This is a genomic window from Sulfurimonas lacustris, from assembly GCF_059705355.1.
Genome location: NZ_AP046125.1, coordinates 1,601,916 through 1,619,241 on the forward strand (window position 1 = coordinate 1,601,916; position 17,326 = coordinate 1,619,241).

A 17,326-nucleotide genomic window follows, 5' to 3' on the forward strand; every position below is an offset into this window, starting at 1 on the left:
CTAGTAGTTACTAATCGCATCTAAGCCGATGCTCGCACATGCAGCGATATCTCTCTCATCTCTTATACTATCTCCGATGATAAAAATATCATTTGATTGTCCAAGGTTGATGATAGTTCTTAAAAAATGTTTTTTATCTCTATCGTTAAAAATACCGCTCGTATAATCCTTGTTTATTCTTAAATAATCCAAATGCAAATCCCCAAGCTTTTCGACCGCAAAATCGTTTATGCTAAATCTTTTTAAAATGATTTTTGCTCCAAAACGATGAATCTCTTGCACAAAGTTTTTAAAAACTTCCTCATCCAAAGAGGCATTGTAAGAAGTCATACTAAAGATGATTTTTTTAGAAATATTTTTATTGAACAAAAATAGAGAGTGCAACCATGTTGTAAATTCATTATCTTTGAGCGAATGCATAGAAAGGTTCACAACGATGCTATATCTCAACTCATTTTCTTTGATGTAATTAACAACGGATTCTATAATTTTTTTATCAAATGTTGTCGCAAGCTTGATTTTTTCTGCCGCTGAGATAAACACTCCAATAGAGAATTTCCCTCTATTCTTATCATAAAGGATTGGAATCGCTTCAAGCATAATGATTTCATTACTAGTGATACTTTTTGTTTCAAAACCGTACTCAATTTCAAAAGAGTTGTTTTCTATGATTTCTCTTACATTTTGCTCTACAACACTAAACTTATCTAAAACTTCCGATGGGCTCACTACATGGTAGTAACCTCCACTCTCTTTTGCAATGTTATAAACATCACTAAGGAGGTGCAGCATCGATTCCATCGTTCCATATTTATCAAAAGGGATGAAACCAAAATAAGCAGATTTATTTTCTACTTCATAGCGCATCCCCATCTCTTGAAGCTCTTCTTCCAAGGCTCTACAAAACTCTAAAACTTTTTCCTCTTTTTCATTTTTTAAAATGATGGCAAACTCAGAGCCAAAAAATCTATAAAGCGATGCTTCTTGCAAATCAAGTTCGTAAAATTTGTTTTGTACGACATTGGTAAACTCTTCTATATAGTGATTTGCCAAAGCAGAGCCAAATTTTTTAGTAAACTCTCCGAGTGATTCAAGTTTAACCGTACCAATAAACCCATCAGAGCCCACAATAAACATATTTTTCAAATCAAGCTCAAAAACTTTTTGATTTGGAAGTCCCGTCAAGTCATCCGTAAATACTTTTCTCTCTAAAATATTTTTATTGATATTTAGCTCGTTTAGAACGATGATATATTTTTTTGTAATATTGCCAACCAAGCGAAAAGCTTCATCTATATCTTCGTTGAGAGATTTTTTCTTCTCATCAAAAACAAAATTATTATTGAGCGTGTCGGCCATAGTCTCTTTAAAATATTTTATAGCATCTAAAAGCATTTTTTTGATAAAAATCAGATAGATTGCTCCAAAAACAAATCCCAAAAGTAAAATGGTAAAAATATAGTATGTTTTGTATGTTTTTTGCAAAATTGCCGTTTTTTCGTGGAGCGCACTTTGATCTATAATGTACTCAAGTTGTGCAAAAGGTTGCTTTTGTAAAAGAATGCTTTTGCTCTCTCTTAAAAAAGTCGTTGCCGTTTCGCTTTTTTGGAGCAAATCTCGGTTGAAATTTTCTTTAAAGACTTCATACTCAAAATAGATTTTAGCCACCGCATTGATAAGTATCTCGTTTTTGTACAAAAAGAACTTAAAAACTACTGGTTCTTGCACATGTAAATTTTTAGCACTTGAGAGTTTGTACGTGTTGTTTTCAAGTACCGTAATAGTTCCATTTTTGGCATCTGTTGTTATATCGCCTATCTCCCAGTCACTATTTTGTGCATAATTGGAGTTGTGAAGAAGCGTCTCTTTTGAAAATAACAACTCTTTATTTGAGAGCTTGAGAGAACTTATGTCCGTAGTTTTAACAGCGTATGAGAGTATAGCGCGTAGGTTTTCATGGCTAGCGTGCAGCAGATTTTTTTCTAGTTCTTCAAAAATAACCTCTGTATCTTTTTTAACTCTCTGGCTAAACTCATCTTTTATTGCTTCTTGAGCGTTAAAATAGCTATATGCAAAAACCAAAGTTACCACAAGCAAAAAAAGCAAAACACTCAGTGCAAATTTTATACCAATGGTAAATTTTATTTTATTCTTCAATTTTTATTCGCTTTTATGGTGGTTGCATTTATATCACGCACTTCTTCTTTAGCGTCTTGAGATACTTCTCTATACTGAACCTCACCAAGTGCTGTAGATGGTGTACCTAGCTCAAAATGAGTATATTTTGCATAAAGCTCTTGCTTGTCTTTAATGTTTTCGATAATCGGATAATAGTTCTCTTTTACTCCTGTAGATAATGCACTAAGCCCTGCTTGCGCCTCTTCATAAGTTGCAAACGCTCCATAAACAACCTTTATCCACTCCGCATTTGTGCCATATCTAAAAATCAATGCCTTAGTATCTATTTTTTCATTGTTTACAAGTGCTATAGCATCATCAAGCTTCGTAAAAGTCGCAAGATTGATAGTATAGGCATCGTTATTCATCTTTACAAACTCTTGCTTAAAGCCCTCATTTGTAAAATAAGGTTGCGGCGGCTTAGGGACAAGCTTTACTATTTTCGTTCTTACAATCTCTTTTGGCGGCAGTGCTTCTTTAGGCTGTAATTCTAAATTGTCCAAAAACTTTTTGTAAAGTTCTTTGATTTTAGCTATAGGTACTACTTCATACTTTTTATTTTGTACTTTTCTCATCCCCTCCAATGCACTTCGTGCAAGTTCAAAACTACTGTACATACCATGTGCCATCGCATTTTTAAGCTTCTCTTCTTCAAAGATATCCACTACAAATGTCTCTTTAGTCAGATTATGCTCTTTCATAAAACCAAAAGTATCATACATAGAGTCAAAACTGCTGATAAAGAGCGTAAAATCGGTATCATTCGCATCCAAAAACTTATCTTTAAAAAGTAAAATATCCTCAAGCGTGTCAACACTCTGTATCTCTTTTTTTGCGACCAAAGAGACATCTGCCGCCACTTTTATAACTGGAACCATCGGAGCATCTGCTTTTTGCTCTGGTTTTTTATAATATTTATTATCATATTTACTCTTTGTAAAATCTATGAAATTCTCTTTTGTAGGGTCTAACTCAAAAAAGGAGACAAGCTCACCAGTTTCAAAAAGAAGTTTAAAATAATCATTGAGCCTATTTTGATAAGATTCTATCAAAGAGACTTGAGCAGTGTTAAGCTGTCTTTGTGCTATCAGAAGCGTTTGCAAATCCTGTTCTCCGTTTTTATACGCTTCCCAGTAGGAGTCAACCATGGATTCTGAGGATGTGACCTCTTGTTCTATAGTTCCTATCTCTCCTTGAAGTGCGTTTATAGACTGAAAAAGGTCAGAGAGTATCCACTTTACCTTTCTCCTCTCCTCTTCTATAACGTACTGTAACTCTCGGATATTGCTATATGTTGCAGCAATTGCATTCGCATCTTTATCACCGTTATACAGGTTGTACTTAAGTGTTAGAAGAATTTCATTTGTGTCTTGGACATAAAACTCTTCTGGTGCAATATCTTTGTTAAAAGTTCTTGTCTGTGTAACCTCAAGATCTACTTTTGGCTTAAATGCAGACTGTGAACCCTTGAGCTTATATTTTTCCGACTGCACAGTTGTCAAATAACTCACTATATTTAAATTGTGCTCCTCCCCTTTTTTGAGCAACTCTTCAAGCGGTTCTAACTCTATAGCATACTCATACTCAAAAGGCATAGTCTGTTTAAAATCTTCCCCTGCGATATACTCATAGTATCTAAGCGCTTCCATAAGTTTTAAATTAGTTTGACTTAGTTTAGTCTCCGCATTTGCCACACTTGCTTTAATGGAACTAACATCGCCAATAGTAGCTGCACCAAGGTCATATCTCACAGTTACAATTTCAAGAATTTTTCGCAACATTTCCATGTTTTTCTTTGTCACTACTGAAGACTGAGAGGAAAAAACAACACCAAAATATGCCTTTATGGCATTTTGTATCTCTTGGGCAATCGCAAGTTCATAACGGCTTTTTGCCACCTGAAGGCTTTTCTCAAGAGCTTTAATCTTATACTCTGTCGCCCCACCAGCGTAAATATTTTGTCTCAAGAGAATCTTGAGATTTTCATCATCATATCTATGCGTTCCAGTGGTTGGACCATCATCCCCTGGGCTTATTTGGTTTTTTCCATAGCTGTACTCAAGATCAAGAGTAGGTTTATAACCCGAATATGCATCATCTAAATTTATCTTTGCACGCCTTACTTTTTCACTTGCGGCTTTTATTTTATTGTTATTTGAAACTGCTTCTAAAATCACATCTATCAAAGATACTTTTGTGTAACTATGAATCTTTTTCTCTTCTTCTTCATCTATACCAAACTCTTTTTTAGACTCCTTTTTCATAGCAGTGCTACTGTTTATATCAGCCTTAATAGAGGCGTCAAGCGTCTCTGCTGTTGCAAAAGTCATAGTAAGCATAAAAATAATAATTAAAAAATATGTTTTTTGAAATATCATTATTTTTTTTCAATCCTGATTATGATATACCCATTTTTATTTTGATTTACGATTTTTGCTGCGTTTGAATGGAGTAAATCAACACGCACATCTTTGATGTCGTATCCCATTTGTCGTATAAGATTTCTGGCATTGAGCGTTCTAGCAAGTGAAATCTGCTTCATAACTGTTGCGCTAATCTGATTTGTTGGATCAACTGCACTTATCTTTACTGTGTGTTTTAGATTTTTTTGCTTCATTTTGTTAATAAACTCTCTTATTTGCAGAATCGTCGGATTATCAATCTTTATAGCATTGCTTCCAAAATTGACAAGCAGATGTTCCTCTGCCATAACTACTTCTTGCTTCGTGACCTCATCCTCATAGATTCTGCTCAAATCTTTTCCCGCTGCTTCTATATTACCAATGCGTTCTTTTACTTGCACTACTTGAATTTCTCTTGGAACATCCTCTTTTTTTTCTAAAACTTCGACTTTTTTTGTTTCTGGAGCCGAAATAACCTTATCATTTAGTATCGCGCCCGCATACGCAACTTTAAATTTAAACTGAGAGTAATAAACAATATTAACAACCGTAACTAATAAAAACAGTAACAATACCAAAATAACTGATGAGAAAAGATCAACAAATGCTGGCCATGGGTTGAATTCCTCTATATGTTTTTTTGCCATTATGTTAACTTTTCACGCTTGTTTGGGAGAGATTTTCTACTAGTTCTTGATTTTGTTTTTGCGTCTCAAGCAACTGTTTCATCGTTTTATGTTGACTTGTTGCGATGTTAGCAAGAGATTGTATCGACTCATCAAGTTTACTTGAATTTGAAAATTGGTTAACATTGAGCTCTTTTATGGAGTTTACGATACTCTCCAAAAGAGCTATTTGGTTTGCGGTTGTTTTAGTGGTAGATTCTAAATTTTCCGAGAGCATTTTATAGATGATTTCATTGCCTTCAGAACTTCGTCTCATCTCCTCTTTGAGTCCACTCATCGCCTCACCAAAAACATCCAAAAATTTACTTGATGCCATTGGGTCTGAAGAGACAGCACTTTGTGCACCTGTATGCTGAACAACGCTTACATGCGCCAAACCTTCTGTCTCTCGAAACTGTTGGATTGTCTCTGCAGATTGTGTGTCAATAATGCGACCTTTCATCCAATCTTCTATATCTTCTATGAAAGATTCTTGACTTCTACTAAGAATATAGCTCTTAAGACTTAAAATAATGGCAGTAGCAACACCAAATAAAGAGGAGCCAAAACCTATCGCCATACCGCTTAGAGGTCCAGAAAAGCCAGAAACCACCTCTACTATGTTGATATCTCCGCTTAAAGACAAAATAATAGCACCCATGTCATCAATTGCTTTTAGCAAACCTGTAAAAGTTCCTAAAAGTCCTATCATCAAAGCGGTTGATGTAAAGAAGTTTATATATATTTTTTGAGAAGCAAATTTTTCTTCAAGCCATGTAGTGACATCTTTTGCTTCTGCTTGGGTAAAATAGAGAGACCCTCCTTTTGCTCTTTTATAAAACATGTGCGCAATGCTTGCAGGCATAATTCTGTCTATTCCATGAAGATAATGGGTAAGCGCCTCACCTTTTTTATATGCCAAGATACCAAATGTTCCCGCTAGCATCGTTAGTCTAAATGCAGAGTGATAGACTATAATCATACCAATAGAAAGAACCGTTAAAACTGCAATATTAAAAGTCAAGGTGGCCATAAAAAAGCTAATAAAAGCGTCAAGATGGGAAAATACTAAAAAAAAGATAAAGAGCCAAAAAACAAAATAAATTTTTAATATTCTAATGCGTCTCATAAGCTACCTAAAAGAGAAATAAAATGATAGAAATAACCAATCCCAAAGCAACAGCCGTAACTGTGTTTGTCATGTCACCTGCTATATTAACAAAACCACCACTCGCATCTATGCTCTCTCCCGAAATCATCAAACCTATGTCTACTCCATTGATATCGGTAATTTTTTTAACTACTCTAAAATAATTACCATCAAGCGCATATTTCAACTGCTTCATGGCTTCAAAATCAACTTCACCTATAGTTGATGCAAACTTTGTGTTGTACTCCATCTGCTTAAGCACGTAATTTTCATTAATCTCTTTGTATTTATCTGCTTTTTCTTCAAGAGATAAAATCGGAAGCATCTTTCTATCAAGCAAAAAGAGGTATTGACTTCCCTCTTTTGTCAGCTCTGCTTTAAGGGCATGTAGTGACTCTTTTATCTCTAAAACACCGTAAACAACCTCATTTTTTTGTAAAGGAATCAGATAGACAAAAAAAGCACCGCTATCTAGGACTTCTGCGCCAAAAAGCGTTCTTTTGCTGCTGATTATCGTATTTATAGTATTTCTTAAGGGTTTGTCTCTGTTTGCTACGCTCGCAAAGTCCACGCTCAAACTTGTAAAGCCGTTTTTGAGTAACTCTTCATTTAGAGATTTTTTAAATTTTTCTATAACCGCACTATTATTTGTCTCTATCGCACTTAAAAGTAACTCATTTTGCGCAATTACCGCCGCAATCTTTTTAAACTCTTCTTGCTTCGTTTCTATTTTTGTATTTAATTTTAACTCATAGCTATCAAACATACTTTGATAAACTTTTTGTGAAACTCTATCTGTCATAGTCATAATCACATACATTGAGATAAAAATACCGATAATGGAGACAACAAATAGTGTTGTAAACCAAAGACCCTTGTGCTTTTTAAGATGCGCGAGCAACTCTTGTAATCTTTTAATGAAAGTAAACATTGTTCTAAAAGTTCCTTAATTCAATTGTTTTTTTATGTTATTTTACATTGTCTTTGAAATGTCTAAGGATTATAGCATATATTATTTATTTAACCTATTCTTCAGAGATTCTTGTTTGCATTTTTGTAACAGCTGTGTCAAAAGGTTGCAAATCAAACCCAAACTCTTGGGCTCTTTGTCTTGCAAGTTCTATACATTTTTCATCTAAAGGTCTTGAAATGTTACAAACAAGCTTTACGATGTTTAAAATCTTTGCATGTTTTTCATATTGGGGAGGCACTTTAGAGACATCATCACTGTACTTAATGCCATTGGTAATACTCTGAGCAATATTCCAGTGTTTAAAGATTGCAGCAGTTACATCTGCACTGCTCATTCCGACAAACTCTTTTTCTACCGCACTTATATCATCAAATCTTTCATTGATTTGCTTAAGAAAATCATCTTTTTTGCCCTCATCCATAATAGCATTATTGATAATAAATTTACCACTCTCTTGTAGAAAAGAGGGCAAAACCAACTCTTTTTTTAGTTCCATATCGACTTGATTCATCCATAAACTTACAAAGTTTGACTGCATGTTGGCAATTCTCAAAAACATATCACTATCGCCTCCATACACTACTAATTGGCTATTTATCGCATTTTTAATACCACTTGCCAATGCCATAGAGATGGTAAAATTTATCCCTAAAAGAGCAACAGCTTTGTTGAGTGAGTCGATTTTGCTTACAAAACCAAACATCGCCGAATTTGCTGTTTTTAAAATTGTCGATACCATAAGCGGGTCTTGTTCGATTATTTTTACCAAATCATTTGTATCATAATTGTCGGTTTTTTTAAACTCTTCTATATCCAAAACAGTTTTTGGCAGAGGCGCTAAAGCATCAATTCTTTTTAAAAGTTCTATGTATGTCATATATCAAATCCTATTTTTTAATTTATCGCATAATAACACTTTGACACCTTGCAAAATGTTAAATCTCCTTAAAAGAGTTCTGTGCTATGTCCTTAAGGGGCTTTATCAGATACCTTAAGACACTTTTTTTGCCTGTTAAAATATTTATCTTTGCAACCATACCAGGGAGAATTTGAGAGTTTTCATCAAACCCAAGTGTATCGGCTTTTATCTTCAGTATATAATATCTATTGCCAAGCTTATCTTCTGTACTGTCTGGAGAGATTGAAACAACCCTTCCCTCCAAAAGACCATATTTTGAAAAATCATACGCTGTTATCTCTATGGAGACTTTTTGATTGCTCCAAATTTGCGCTCTATCACTTGTTTTTATCTTCGCTTCTATGACGAGTTTATCTTCTACTGGCGTTATTTCGGCTATATTGTCTCCGGGTTTTATAATTCCATCTACTGTATTGAAGTAAAGTTTATTGACCACCCCGTTTACCGGACTTACTATCTCTTTTCGCAACTCTCTATCCAAGCTAGCTTTGTATTTCTCCTGAATCTGGCGAATGTTCAACTTTACCTCAGAGAGCTGTTTAAGATTTTTTGAGAGCATCTCAGAATTGACGCTTTTTACTTTTTTTTCTGCCTCTTTAATCTCTTCTTTTACAATGGGGATTAAGCTTCTCACATTTTGAATTTCAGTGACAAGAGTTTGCTTTTTTGACAGTTCTACTAAGTAGTTTTTCCTAGATACTACATTTTTTTTCAGCAATGCATCTTGTATCTGCATATTTTCATTTGCAAGTTGCATCTCTATCTCAAGATTTTGCAGCTTCATGCTCAGCTCATCAAGTCTAAGAACTTTTTGTTTTAATTGGTCTTGCGCTATGCCCAACTGTCTTTTGTGGTTTGCGTTCTCTTCTTCAAAAGTCTGTCGTTCACTCTCGACGATTCCGCCTATGGCTTGTATAAACTCTTTTGCAAACACAAGTTTTTTGCCATCAATAAGCGCCTCAAGCCTCATAGCTCTTGCCTGAAGAGCCATCATCTCTAGCTCTTGTGATTTTAAATCAGCCATAAAATAGTCATTTTTTAAGGTATATAAAACATCCCCTTTTTTTACACTCACGCCTTCGCTTATGTGGATATCGGTAATGATACCGCCCTCAAAGTGCTGTAAAATTTTTGTTTGTCCTGAGGGAACAACTCTTCCCTCTCCTTTTACCACTTCATCTATCTCAGCAAAAGTCGCCCATATAAAAAACAGAACCACAAATGTCATCATGGGGTAGATAACTACTCTATAGTTCCAATCTTCTTCTTGATAGTGAAGTTTCATTTTGCCCCCTCTGGAGTTCTTAGTGCATTTAGGATTACATCGCGTGGACCATCCGCAACTATCTTGCCATCATTAATAATAACCACACGATCAACAAGTTCAAGTGCCGCAAATCTATGTGTTATCAAAATCAGCGTCTTCTCTTCAATGATATTTTTGAGGTTATTCATAAGCTTTTTCTCCAGACCCACATCAAGCCCCGTTGTAGGTTCATCCAAGATAAGGATTGAAGGGTTATTTACGATTGCTCTTGCAAGACCTACAAGATGTTTTTGCCCGACACTCAAGTTTGCTCCCCTCTCTCCCACGGCGATACCATCGCCTTGAGCACTTTTTTTCACAAGTTCCTCAAGTCCGCTTAAAGTAACAAGCTCCATCATCCTCTCTTTGCTGATTGGATTTGAGAGTTCTATATTCTCTTTAAGTGTACCATTAAAAAGGTATGGTTCTTGCGTCATAACGCCTATATTTTGTCTGATTTCAACGGGATGGATAGTGGCAATGTCATGATTGTCTATAAACACGCTCCCTTTTGTAGGATGTAAAAGCCCCGTTAAAAGTTTTAAAACCGTTGATTTTCCTGCTCCCGTTTGCCCGATAATACCAACTTTTTCGCCACTTTTTATCTTTAAGTTTAGATTGCTCACGGAAGGATATTTTGAATTTTTAAAATAGTATGTCACATCCTTAAATTCAATATCTCCATGCAAAACCCTAACCCCAAGCTCAATATTTTTTTCATTCTCTTGCGGTAAGTTCCAAAATTCTTTAAGATTATGAAGAGAGTCTTTAATCTCTTTAAATTTTATAAGCATCGTCGATAGGCTGATTACAGGAACCATAGCTCTGCTTGCTAAAATAGTCACTGCGATGAGCCCGCCAACACTTAAACTTTTATCTGCTATCTGAAAAACTCCTACCGAGACTACTAAAATCGTCGTCAACTGAATAAGCGTTTGTGAGATATTGAGCGCAAATGCATTTACGGACTGAATTTTAATCTGAATATTTTCTCCAAAAGCTATAATATTTCTCCAGTTAAAAAGCTTAGATGCCGTGGCATTTGAGAGTTTTAGCGCGTCGGCTCCTTGTATGGTTTCTACTAAATAGTTGTGTTTTGACTGGGTATTTTGAAGATGTCTTTTGCTCAAATGCCCGATGGGAATCTGAAGTCCTATGTTGATAAGCATAATAAGAAGCGCGAGCGCAAAAGGAACTAAAGCGACAGCTGGAGAGATGAAGTAGATAGCAATAAGCGCAAATATAAAAAATGGAAAGTCGATTATCTGGATAACTGATTTTGTAGCAAAAAAGTCTCTAACAGTTGCAAGTTCTCGAAATAAATTCACCTTAGAGCCAGTCATCATAATGTCATACTGCGATTGGAGACCAAGAAGTCTTTTCATCAAATCTTCTTCAAGATACAAAGAGAGTTTTTTTCCTGTTTTGTCGATAATATGGCTTCGCACACTCTTAAACACAAGCTCAAAAACAAGCGCAATTATAAGTCCAAAACTTAGTACAAAAAGAGTATCGTAGGCTTCATTTGGCACAACTCTATCATAGACAATCATAATGTACAAAGGCACAAAAAGAGCAAACAGGTTTATAAAAAATGTCAAAAACCCAACCTCTACATACGACCTCCAAAACGACTTTACAGGCTCCCAAAACCATCTGTTTGTCGCTACTTTGTCTATAACATCAACTTTGGATTCCTCTCTAAATATAAAAAGAGCTTTTTTGTAGCCACCAAGCTCTTTATACTCTATCTCAAATGTTTTTTCTTCAGAAGCATCATAAAGCTCTATTTTTTTGTTGGCAATATTTTTTAGATAGACAAAAGGCTTATTTTGTTTGTCAAACACAATACAAGGAAGCAGATAATTTGCTATGTTAGAAGCAACTACTGTTTTTTCAAGTGCAACAAGCCCTATTTGTTCAGAAACTCCGACAAGAGACTCTACGCTAAAATCTTCATTTTTTGTTGGGCTTAGAGTAAGAATTGTCTCAAAACTTACATCACCAAAATAAAAATCAAGTATATATTTATATGCTTGAAGTAAACGGTTTTGTTCCACTTGATGTGATTTCATACTTTTTCACCTTTATGATATAAGCTGGCAATTATAACTCAAATTGCGAGTTGCTTCTACGTTCTTTAGAAACTTGATTTTTTAATTATTTCATTATCTTATATAAATTTTTAAAATAGTTCTGCTACAATAACGCTATTCAACTAAAAAGGTGTATTTCTTATGAATCAAAAAATAATATTGGCTCTCTCTTTAGCTACAGCCCTATTTTCGCAAGATATCAAGACAACTGTAAGTGAAGTTTTATCAAGTAATCCCATAGTACAAGAGAGACTTAAAAACTACAACGCCACAAAAGAGGATATCACAGCAGCAAAATCTGGATACCTTCCAAAACTTGACCTCTCTATCGGCGTAGGTAAAGAAGATGGAGAAAGAGCACCTAACAGTCTTCCTTTTGATTATAGCGTTTATCAAAACTCACTCTCTTTGACGCAAAATGTCTTTAAAGGTTTTGAGACACAAAGCAGAGTTGCACAGCAAGAGAGCAGAACGGTAGCGGCGGCATACAACTATATAGAAAAAGTAAACAGTCTCTCTTTTGAAACACTAAACGCATACATTGAACTGATGAAAAACCAAGAACTTTTGGCGATACAAAAAGAGAATATTGAAATTCATACAGAGATATTTAAAAAAGTTCAAAAACTCTATGATGCAGGGCTTACAACTCTCTCTGAAGTCAACAAAATAGAATCGGCTCTCGCTCTTGCAAATGCCAACTATGTTGTTCAAGAAAACACACTCCTAGATGCATCACATACAATGCAAAAAATCTTAGGACACACACTTGAGACGCAAAGTATGGTAAAACCTGCAACTGATGTACCACTCCCTGCAACGGTTGAAGAAGCAACTGAGATTGCAACAAAAAACAACCCCTCTTTACTTGTCTCAAAGTACAATATTGAACTTGCACGTGCAACATACGAAGAGAAAAAATCACCTTTTTACCCATCTGTAGATCTTGAGCTCTCTCAAAGTTATAACAAAAATCTAAGCGGTATCGAGGGCAAATATGAGAATCTAAGAGCAATGGCGTATCTTAGATACAACCTCTTTAACGGTTTTGCAGATAGTGCCGGAATGCAAAAAAGTGTAAGTACCATCAATCAAGAGATGGAGATACGCAATAGACTACAACGTGAAGTTATCGAGAGACTAAACCTCTCATGGACTTCACATGAAAAACTTGGTGAACAGCTCAAATATCTCAATGAATATAAAAAATTCTCACTACAAACACTCACACTCTACTCAAAAGAGTACGATTTGGGACGACGTTCACTCTTAGATCTTCTCTCTGCTCAAAATGATTTTATAGGTGCAAAAGCGCAAATCATCACTTCCGAGTATAGCCTGCTTTTTGCAAAATATAGAGTTTTAGATGCGATGGGAACTCTTGTAACAACTGTTGTTCAGGAGAGCGACACTCTCTACTCAAAAGTAGGATTACGAGGAGAAACTCCCCCAAACAATGATACACTGCCAATTTCTTACGATAAATAGCCAACAAGGCAAGATAAAAATTTTAAGAAGGCACTGAATGGTTGATACTACTGCTCAAAACTTGAGAATGGACGCTCTGCTTGAGAGCTTGGTTCTCTTTACCAAACTCTACCATAAACCCTTTTCTGCTGAAGCGCTTACTGCCGGATTGCCCATAGAACCCGGTAGTGATGCGCCTGAACTCTTCTCCATAGACAACTCCAAAGCTCTTTTTTCTCGTGCAGCAGAGAAGGCGGGGCTTAAATCATCACTTATCAAGCGTCCGCTTGAGCAGATATCTCCACTGCAACTCCCTATGATTATCTTGCTCTCAAGCAACCAAGGCGCATGCATCTTAGATAGCTTTAGCCAAGACAAAAGTATGGCAAAAATCGTCATTCCCGCCGAAGAACCGCTTGAGCAGTGGGTGGCGATAGATGTTTTAGCGGAGGAGTACATCGGCTTTGGTTTTATGATAAAAAAGGCTTTTGAGTATAGTGATAAAAACTCAAGAACACTCCATCTCGACCAAAAACATTGGTTTTGGAACACCATCAAGCTCTCTATGCCCATATATAAAGATGTCTTGTACGCTTCACTGCTTCTAAACCTCTTTGTTTTGGCCTCTCCGCTCTTTACTATGAATGTTTATGATAGAGTTATCCCTAACAACGCAATTGAGACCCTTTGGGTTTTTGCTATAGGTGTCGGTATAGTTTTTATTATTGACACATTTTTAAAATTTAGCAGAACCTATCTGCTTGAAACTGCCGCCAAAAAGAGCGATGTTATCATGTCTTCCATCATCTTTGAAAAAGTGCTTGATCTTAAAATGGCTCATCATCCGGCATCGGTAGGCTCTTTTGCAAGCAACATCAAAGACTTTGACTCCATCAGAAGTTTTTTAACAAACGCAACTATGGCAGCAGTTATAGACCTTCCTTTTACTGTTATTTTTCTTCTTGTCATTGGGTACATCGGAGGGATGATTGTCATCATTCCTATCTTAACAATCCTGCTCATTATCGCTTATGCATTTTTGATAAAAAAACCGCTTCAAGAGAGCATAGAGAGCACACATGAGGCAAGTGCGAAAAAGAACGCTATCCTTATAGAAGCACTTAACAACATAGAGACACTCAAAACTCTCGGCGCGGTAAATCAAACACAATGGAACTGGGAAGAGTCCACAGGCGAAATAGCTGCTAAAAGCCTCAAATCACGTCTTCTATCTGCATCCATACCTACGGTGACAAACTTTTTTATTCAGCTTAACACTATCATGATTGTTGTTTTTGGTGTTTACCTTATCAGAGATTTTGAACTCTCCATGGGTGGGCTTATCGCCATCGTTATCTTAACATCCAGAACAGTCGCCCCGATGGGTCAGGTGGCGGCACTTTTGACAAACTATGAAGAGACTAAAACATCTTATGAGACACTCAATGAGATTATTTCACAGCCAAGCGAGCGTCCAAGCGGTAAAAAATTTGTTGAAAAACCAGACTTTAGCGGTCATATAGAGTTTGTAAATGTCAATTTTACCTACCCAAACACAGAAATCCAAGTGCTTAAAAATGTCTCTTTTGTCATTAGCCCAAAAGAGCATGTTGCCATCATAGGGCGCATAGGTTCAGGGAAAAGTACGATTCAAAAGCTTATTTTAGGGCTTTATGAGCCTGATAGCGGACAAATCCTCATAGACGGCATCGACATCAAGCAGATAGACCCTGCGGATTTGAGAAAAAACATAGGCTATGTCTCGCAAGATATCATGCTCTTTAGAGGCACAGTCAAAGAGAATATCACCTTTCGCGCATCTCACGCAAGTGACGCTGCTATGCTTGATGCCGCACAAATCAGCACAACGTCTGAGTTTATCAAAAAACACCCAAAAGGGTATGAGATGCCTATAGGCGAACGTGGTCAAGGGCTTTCCGGTGGGCAGAGACAAAGCATAGGTATCGCACGGGCGTTCTTGCTTGATGCGCCTATCATGCTTATGGATGAACCGAGCAATGCTATGGATCAGATGACAGAGGCAAAACTTCTTGAAAATATGGCTCTTGCTTTGAGGGAAAAAACTACGCTTTTAGTAACACAAAAAATGACGCTCTTAGCTCTGGTTGAGAGGGTTATCGTTATGAACGAGGGAAGAGTTTTTATAGATGCGCCAAAAGAAGAAGCACTTTTGCAGCTCCAAAAAGGGGGTTCAAATGAAAAAAAATAGACCTCTTGAATATACAAAAAATGACTACAACTTTATGAACAGCCTCAGTGCGGCTGTTTTAGAGCAGACACCTTCAAAAATGAGCAGAGTTATCAAGATTTGGCTCTTTACCATCGCTGCGTTTGTCATCTGGGCATCGTTCGCAGAAGTCGATGAGATAACACGCGGAGACGGGGATGTCATCCCTTACGGACAGAACAAAATTATCCAAAATCTTGAAGGTGGCATCGTCGAATCCATCTTGGTCGAAGAGGGACAAATCGTAAAAGAGGGAGAGGTTATCTTAAAAATCGACAACGCAAAGTCAGTCTCCACCTCCCGTACAAACGAAATGACATACTATGAGCTTGAAGCCAAACGATTGAGGCTCTATGCTCAAGCCAATGTGTTGGAGTTCCAAGCTCCGGAAGTAGCAGATGAAGAGTTTAAACGACAGATAAAATTAGCTCAAAATCTCTACAACTCCAATAAAACAGAGTTCAATGCAAAAGACAGCTCTTTTGTAAACCAGATAGAACAAAAACAACAAGCCTACAAAGAGGCAAGCGCTAAAGTACACTCTTTGCAAAAATCTTTAAAGTTTGTTACAGAAGAGATTGCAATGACAGAACCTATGGTTAAAGAGGGTGTAAAATCAAGAGTTGATTTTTTGAAACTGCAACGTGAAGCAAGTACGATTGAAAACGACATAGAAGCGACAAAACTCTCGCTTCCAAGACTAAGTGCTTCTATAGAAGAGACAAAAAACAAACGAGAAGAGTCAAAACAGCTCTTTATCAACACTGCCAAAAAAGAGCTCAACGAGGTTGTAGCAGAGATATCCAGACTTCAAACACAGCAGGTTGCCTATAGTGATCAGGTAGAGAGAACTATGGTCAAATCACCGGTTGAGGGGATTGTGCAAAAGCTCTTCATCAACACCATAGGCGGAGTTGTCAAACCAGGAGCAGACCTCGTAGAAATCGTTCCGACAAGCCAAAAACTCTATCTTGAGATCAAAATCAAGCCAAGCGACATCGCATTTATCCACCCAGGGGCAGAGGCAAAAGTAAAAGTCTCCGCGTATGATTTTGCTATCCACGGCGGGCTTGTCGGCAAGGTTATCAACATCTCACCTGACACCATAACAGACAACAAAGAGAACACATTTTATGTGATTCATGTCATTACTGAGAAAAACTATCTTGGTACGCCGGAAAAACCGCTCCACATCATCCCAGGGATGACGGTAAATGTAGATATCGTAACAGGCAAAAAAACAGTGATGGAGTACATCCTAAAACCTATACTCAAGTCCAAAGAGTATGTTTTTTCGGAAAAATAGATGAAAATCATCCTTTTTGGCACAGACATACTGCTTCTTGACGAGTGGAAAAAAAAGATAGAAAAAACAACAACTCTTCTATGCCACGATATGCCTTCTCTTATGAGTGCGCTTGACAAAGACGCGCAAACAGTTCTTATCGTTGACTATGACACAGTCGCATCGGAGATAAACAGCCTCATCGCTTCAGCGGCTCTTCCGCAAAACTGCATCGTCCTTGAAAGAGCTCCCTCAGTCGTTACGGGAAAAATGCTCCTCTTTCGCGGAGTAAAAGCCTACGCAAATGCAAGAATGCACGCCGTTCACTTTATGCAAATGCTTCAAAGCGTCGCCGATGGAAATCTATGGAGCTATCCGGAACTCACAGCATCTTTAGCTCTAAAAAACACTCAAAATAGCCTAAGCGAAGAGTCCCAAAAGCTAGTAGAAGAGAGACTTTCAGAAAAAGAAACAGCAGTGCTTACGCTTATCCTCCAAGGACTTACAAACGACGCTATAGCCTCTTTGCTGGACATCACGACACGAACAGTAAAAGCCCATGTCAGCTCTATATTTTCTAAATTACATGTAAATGACAGGGTTTCGTTGATTTTACTTTTGAAGTAGTTTTTTTCAC

The 17,326-nt window shown here is 36.8% G+C and carries 12 protein-coding genes; 4 read left to right on the forward strand and 8 right to left on the reverse strand.

Annotation, left to right across the window (positions count from 1 at the left end; all coding sequences use genetic code 11):
* The 8 genes from AC6H4V_RS08310 to AC6H4V_RS08345 all read right to left on the reverse strand — a co-directional run bounded on the left by AC6H4V_RS08310 (position 1) and on the right by AC6H4V_RS08345 (position 11,668).
* Positions 1 to 2,157, reverse strand: a complete 2,157-nt coding sequence (locus AC6H4V_RS08310; protein WP_497606453.1) for an EAL domain-containing protein — start codon at positions 2,155 to 2,157, stop codon at positions 1 to 3.
* Complete coding sequence (locus AC6H4V_RS08315; RefSeq protein ID WP_497606454.1) at positions 2,154 to 4,556, reverse strand: TolC family protein; 2,403 nt, start codon at positions 4,554 to 4,556, stop codon at positions 2,154 to 2,156. Before AC6H4V_RS08315 ends, AC6H4V_RS08310 begins: the two co-directional genes overlap by 4 nt.
* Positions 4,556 to 5,227 (reverse strand): hypothetical protein, encoded by a 672-nt coding sequence (locus AC6H4V_RS08320; RefSeq protein WP_497606455.1) that lies wholly within the window; start codon positions 5,225 to 5,227, stop codon positions 4,556 to 4,558. The genes AC6H4V_RS08315 and AC6H4V_RS08320 overlap by 1 nt, the downstream gene beginning before the upstream one ends.
* A 4-nt stretch (positions 5,228 to 5,231) precedes the next feature.
* Complete coding sequence (locus AC6H4V_RS08325) at positions 5,232 to 6,227, reverse strand: hypothetical protein (protein ID WP_497606456.1); 996 nt, start codon at positions 6,225 to 6,227, stop codon at positions 5,232 to 5,234.
* A gap of 154 nt (positions 6,228 to 6,381) precedes the next feature.
* Positions 6,382 to 7,326 carry a hypothetical protein gene (locus AC6H4V_RS08330; protein WP_497606457.1) on the reverse strand — a complete coding sequence of 315 codons (945 nt, stop codon included), beginning with the start codon at positions 7,324 to 7,326 and terminating at the stop codon, positions 6,382 to 6,384.
* Between the two features lie 94 nt (positions 7,327 to 7,420).
* Positions 7,421 to 8,245 (reverse strand): HDOD domain-containing protein, encoded by an 825-nt coding sequence (locus AC6H4V_RS08335; protein WP_497606458.1) that lies wholly within the window; start codon positions 8,243 to 8,245, stop codon positions 7,421 to 7,423.
* 58 nt (positions 8,246 to 8,303) lie between these two features.
* Positions 8,304 to 9,572 carry an HlyD family type I secretion periplasmic adaptor subunit gene (locus AC6H4V_RS08340; protein WP_497606459.1) on the reverse strand — a complete coding sequence of 423 codons (1,269 nt, stop codon included), beginning with the start codon at positions 9,570 to 9,572 and terminating at the stop codon, positions 8,304 to 8,306.
* A complete protein-coding gene (locus AC6H4V_RS08345; protein WP_497606460.1) occupies positions 9,569 to 11,668 on the reverse strand; it encodes a type I secretion system permease/ATPase in 2,100 nt (699 codons plus the stop codon). Before AC6H4V_RS08345 ends, AC6H4V_RS08340 begins: the two co-directional genes overlap by 4 nt.
* Positions 11,669 to 11,830: 162 nt before the next feature.
* On the opposite strand from AC6H4V_RS08345, the gene AC6H4V_RS08350 reads away from it, so the two are divergent.
* From AC6H4V_RS08350 to AC6H4V_RS08365, 4 genes are read left to right on the forward strand one after another with little or no spacing between them, the layout of a single operon-like run.
* Positions 11,831 to 13,177 (forward strand): TolC family outer membrane protein, encoded by a 1,347-nt coding sequence (locus AC6H4V_RS08350; RefSeq protein ID WP_497606461.1) that lies wholly within the window; start codon positions 11,831 to 11,833, stop codon positions 13,175 to 13,177.
* Between the two features lie 37 nt (positions 13,178 to 13,214).
* Entirely contained in the window at positions 13,215 to 15,386 is a 2,172-nt protein-coding gene (locus AC6H4V_RS08355; RefSeq protein WP_497606462.1) for a type I secretion system permease/ATPase, read from the forward strand.
* A complete protein-coding gene (locus AC6H4V_RS08360; RefSeq protein ID WP_497606463.1) occupies positions 15,373 to 16,710 on the forward strand; it encodes an HlyD family type I secretion periplasmic adaptor subunit in 1,338 nt (445 codons plus the stop codon). Before AC6H4V_RS08355 ends, AC6H4V_RS08360 begins: the two co-directional genes overlap by 14 nt.
* Positions 16,711 to 17,316, forward strand: coding sequence for a response regulator transcription factor (locus AC6H4V_RS08365; protein ID WP_497606464.1), 606 nt, complete (start codon positions 16,711 to 16,713; stop codon positions 17,314 to 17,316).
* Positions 17,317 to 17,326 lie beyond the last annotated feature (10 nt).

Bases quoted from the DNA above. Each gene is read 5' to 3' on its own strand.
- AC6H4V_RS08330 (WP_497606457.1), bottom strand. From the start codon at position 7,326: ATGTTTACTTTCATTAAAAGATTACAAGAGTTGCTCGCGCATCTTAAA.
- AC6H4V_RS08355 (WP_497606462.1), top strand. From the start codon at position 13,215: ATGGTTGATACTACTGCTCAAAACTTGAGAATGGACGCTCTGCTTGAG.
- AC6H4V_RS08320 (WP_497606455.1), bottom strand. From the start codon at position 5,227: ATGGCAAAAAAACATATAGAGGAATTCAACCCATGGCCAGCATTTGTT.
- AC6H4V_RS08345 (WP_497606460.1), bottom strand. From the start codon at position 11,668: ATGAAATCACATCAAGTGGAACAAAACCGTTTACTTCAAGCATATAAA.
- AC6H4V_RS08325 (WP_497606456.1), bottom strand. From the start codon at position 6,227: ATGATTATAGTCTATCACTCTGCATTTAGACTAACGATGCTAGCGGGA.
- AC6H4V_RS08315 (WP_497606454.1), bottom strand. From the start codon at position 4,556: ATGATATTTCAAAAAACATATTTTTTAATTATTATTTTTATGCTTACT.
- AC6H4V_RS08340 (WP_497606459.1), bottom strand. From the start codon at position 9,572: ATGAAACTTCACTATCAAGAAGAAGATTGGAACTATAGAGTAGTTATC.
- AC6H4V_RS08365 (WP_497606464.1), top strand. From the start codon at position 16,711: ATGAAAATCATCCTTTTTGGCACAGACATACTGCTTCTTGACGAGTGG.
- AC6H4V_RS08360 (WP_497606463.1), top strand. From the start codon at position 15,373: ATGAAAAAAAATAGACCTCTTGAATATACAAAAAATGACTACAACTTT.
- AC6H4V_RS08335 (WP_497606458.1), bottom strand. From the start codon at position 8,245: ATGACATACATAGAACTTTTAAAAAGAATTGATGCTTTAGCGCCTCTG.
- AC6H4V_RS08350 (WP_497606461.1), top strand. From the start codon at position 11,831: ATGAATCAAAAAATAATATTGGCTCTCTCTTTAGCTACAGCCCTATTT.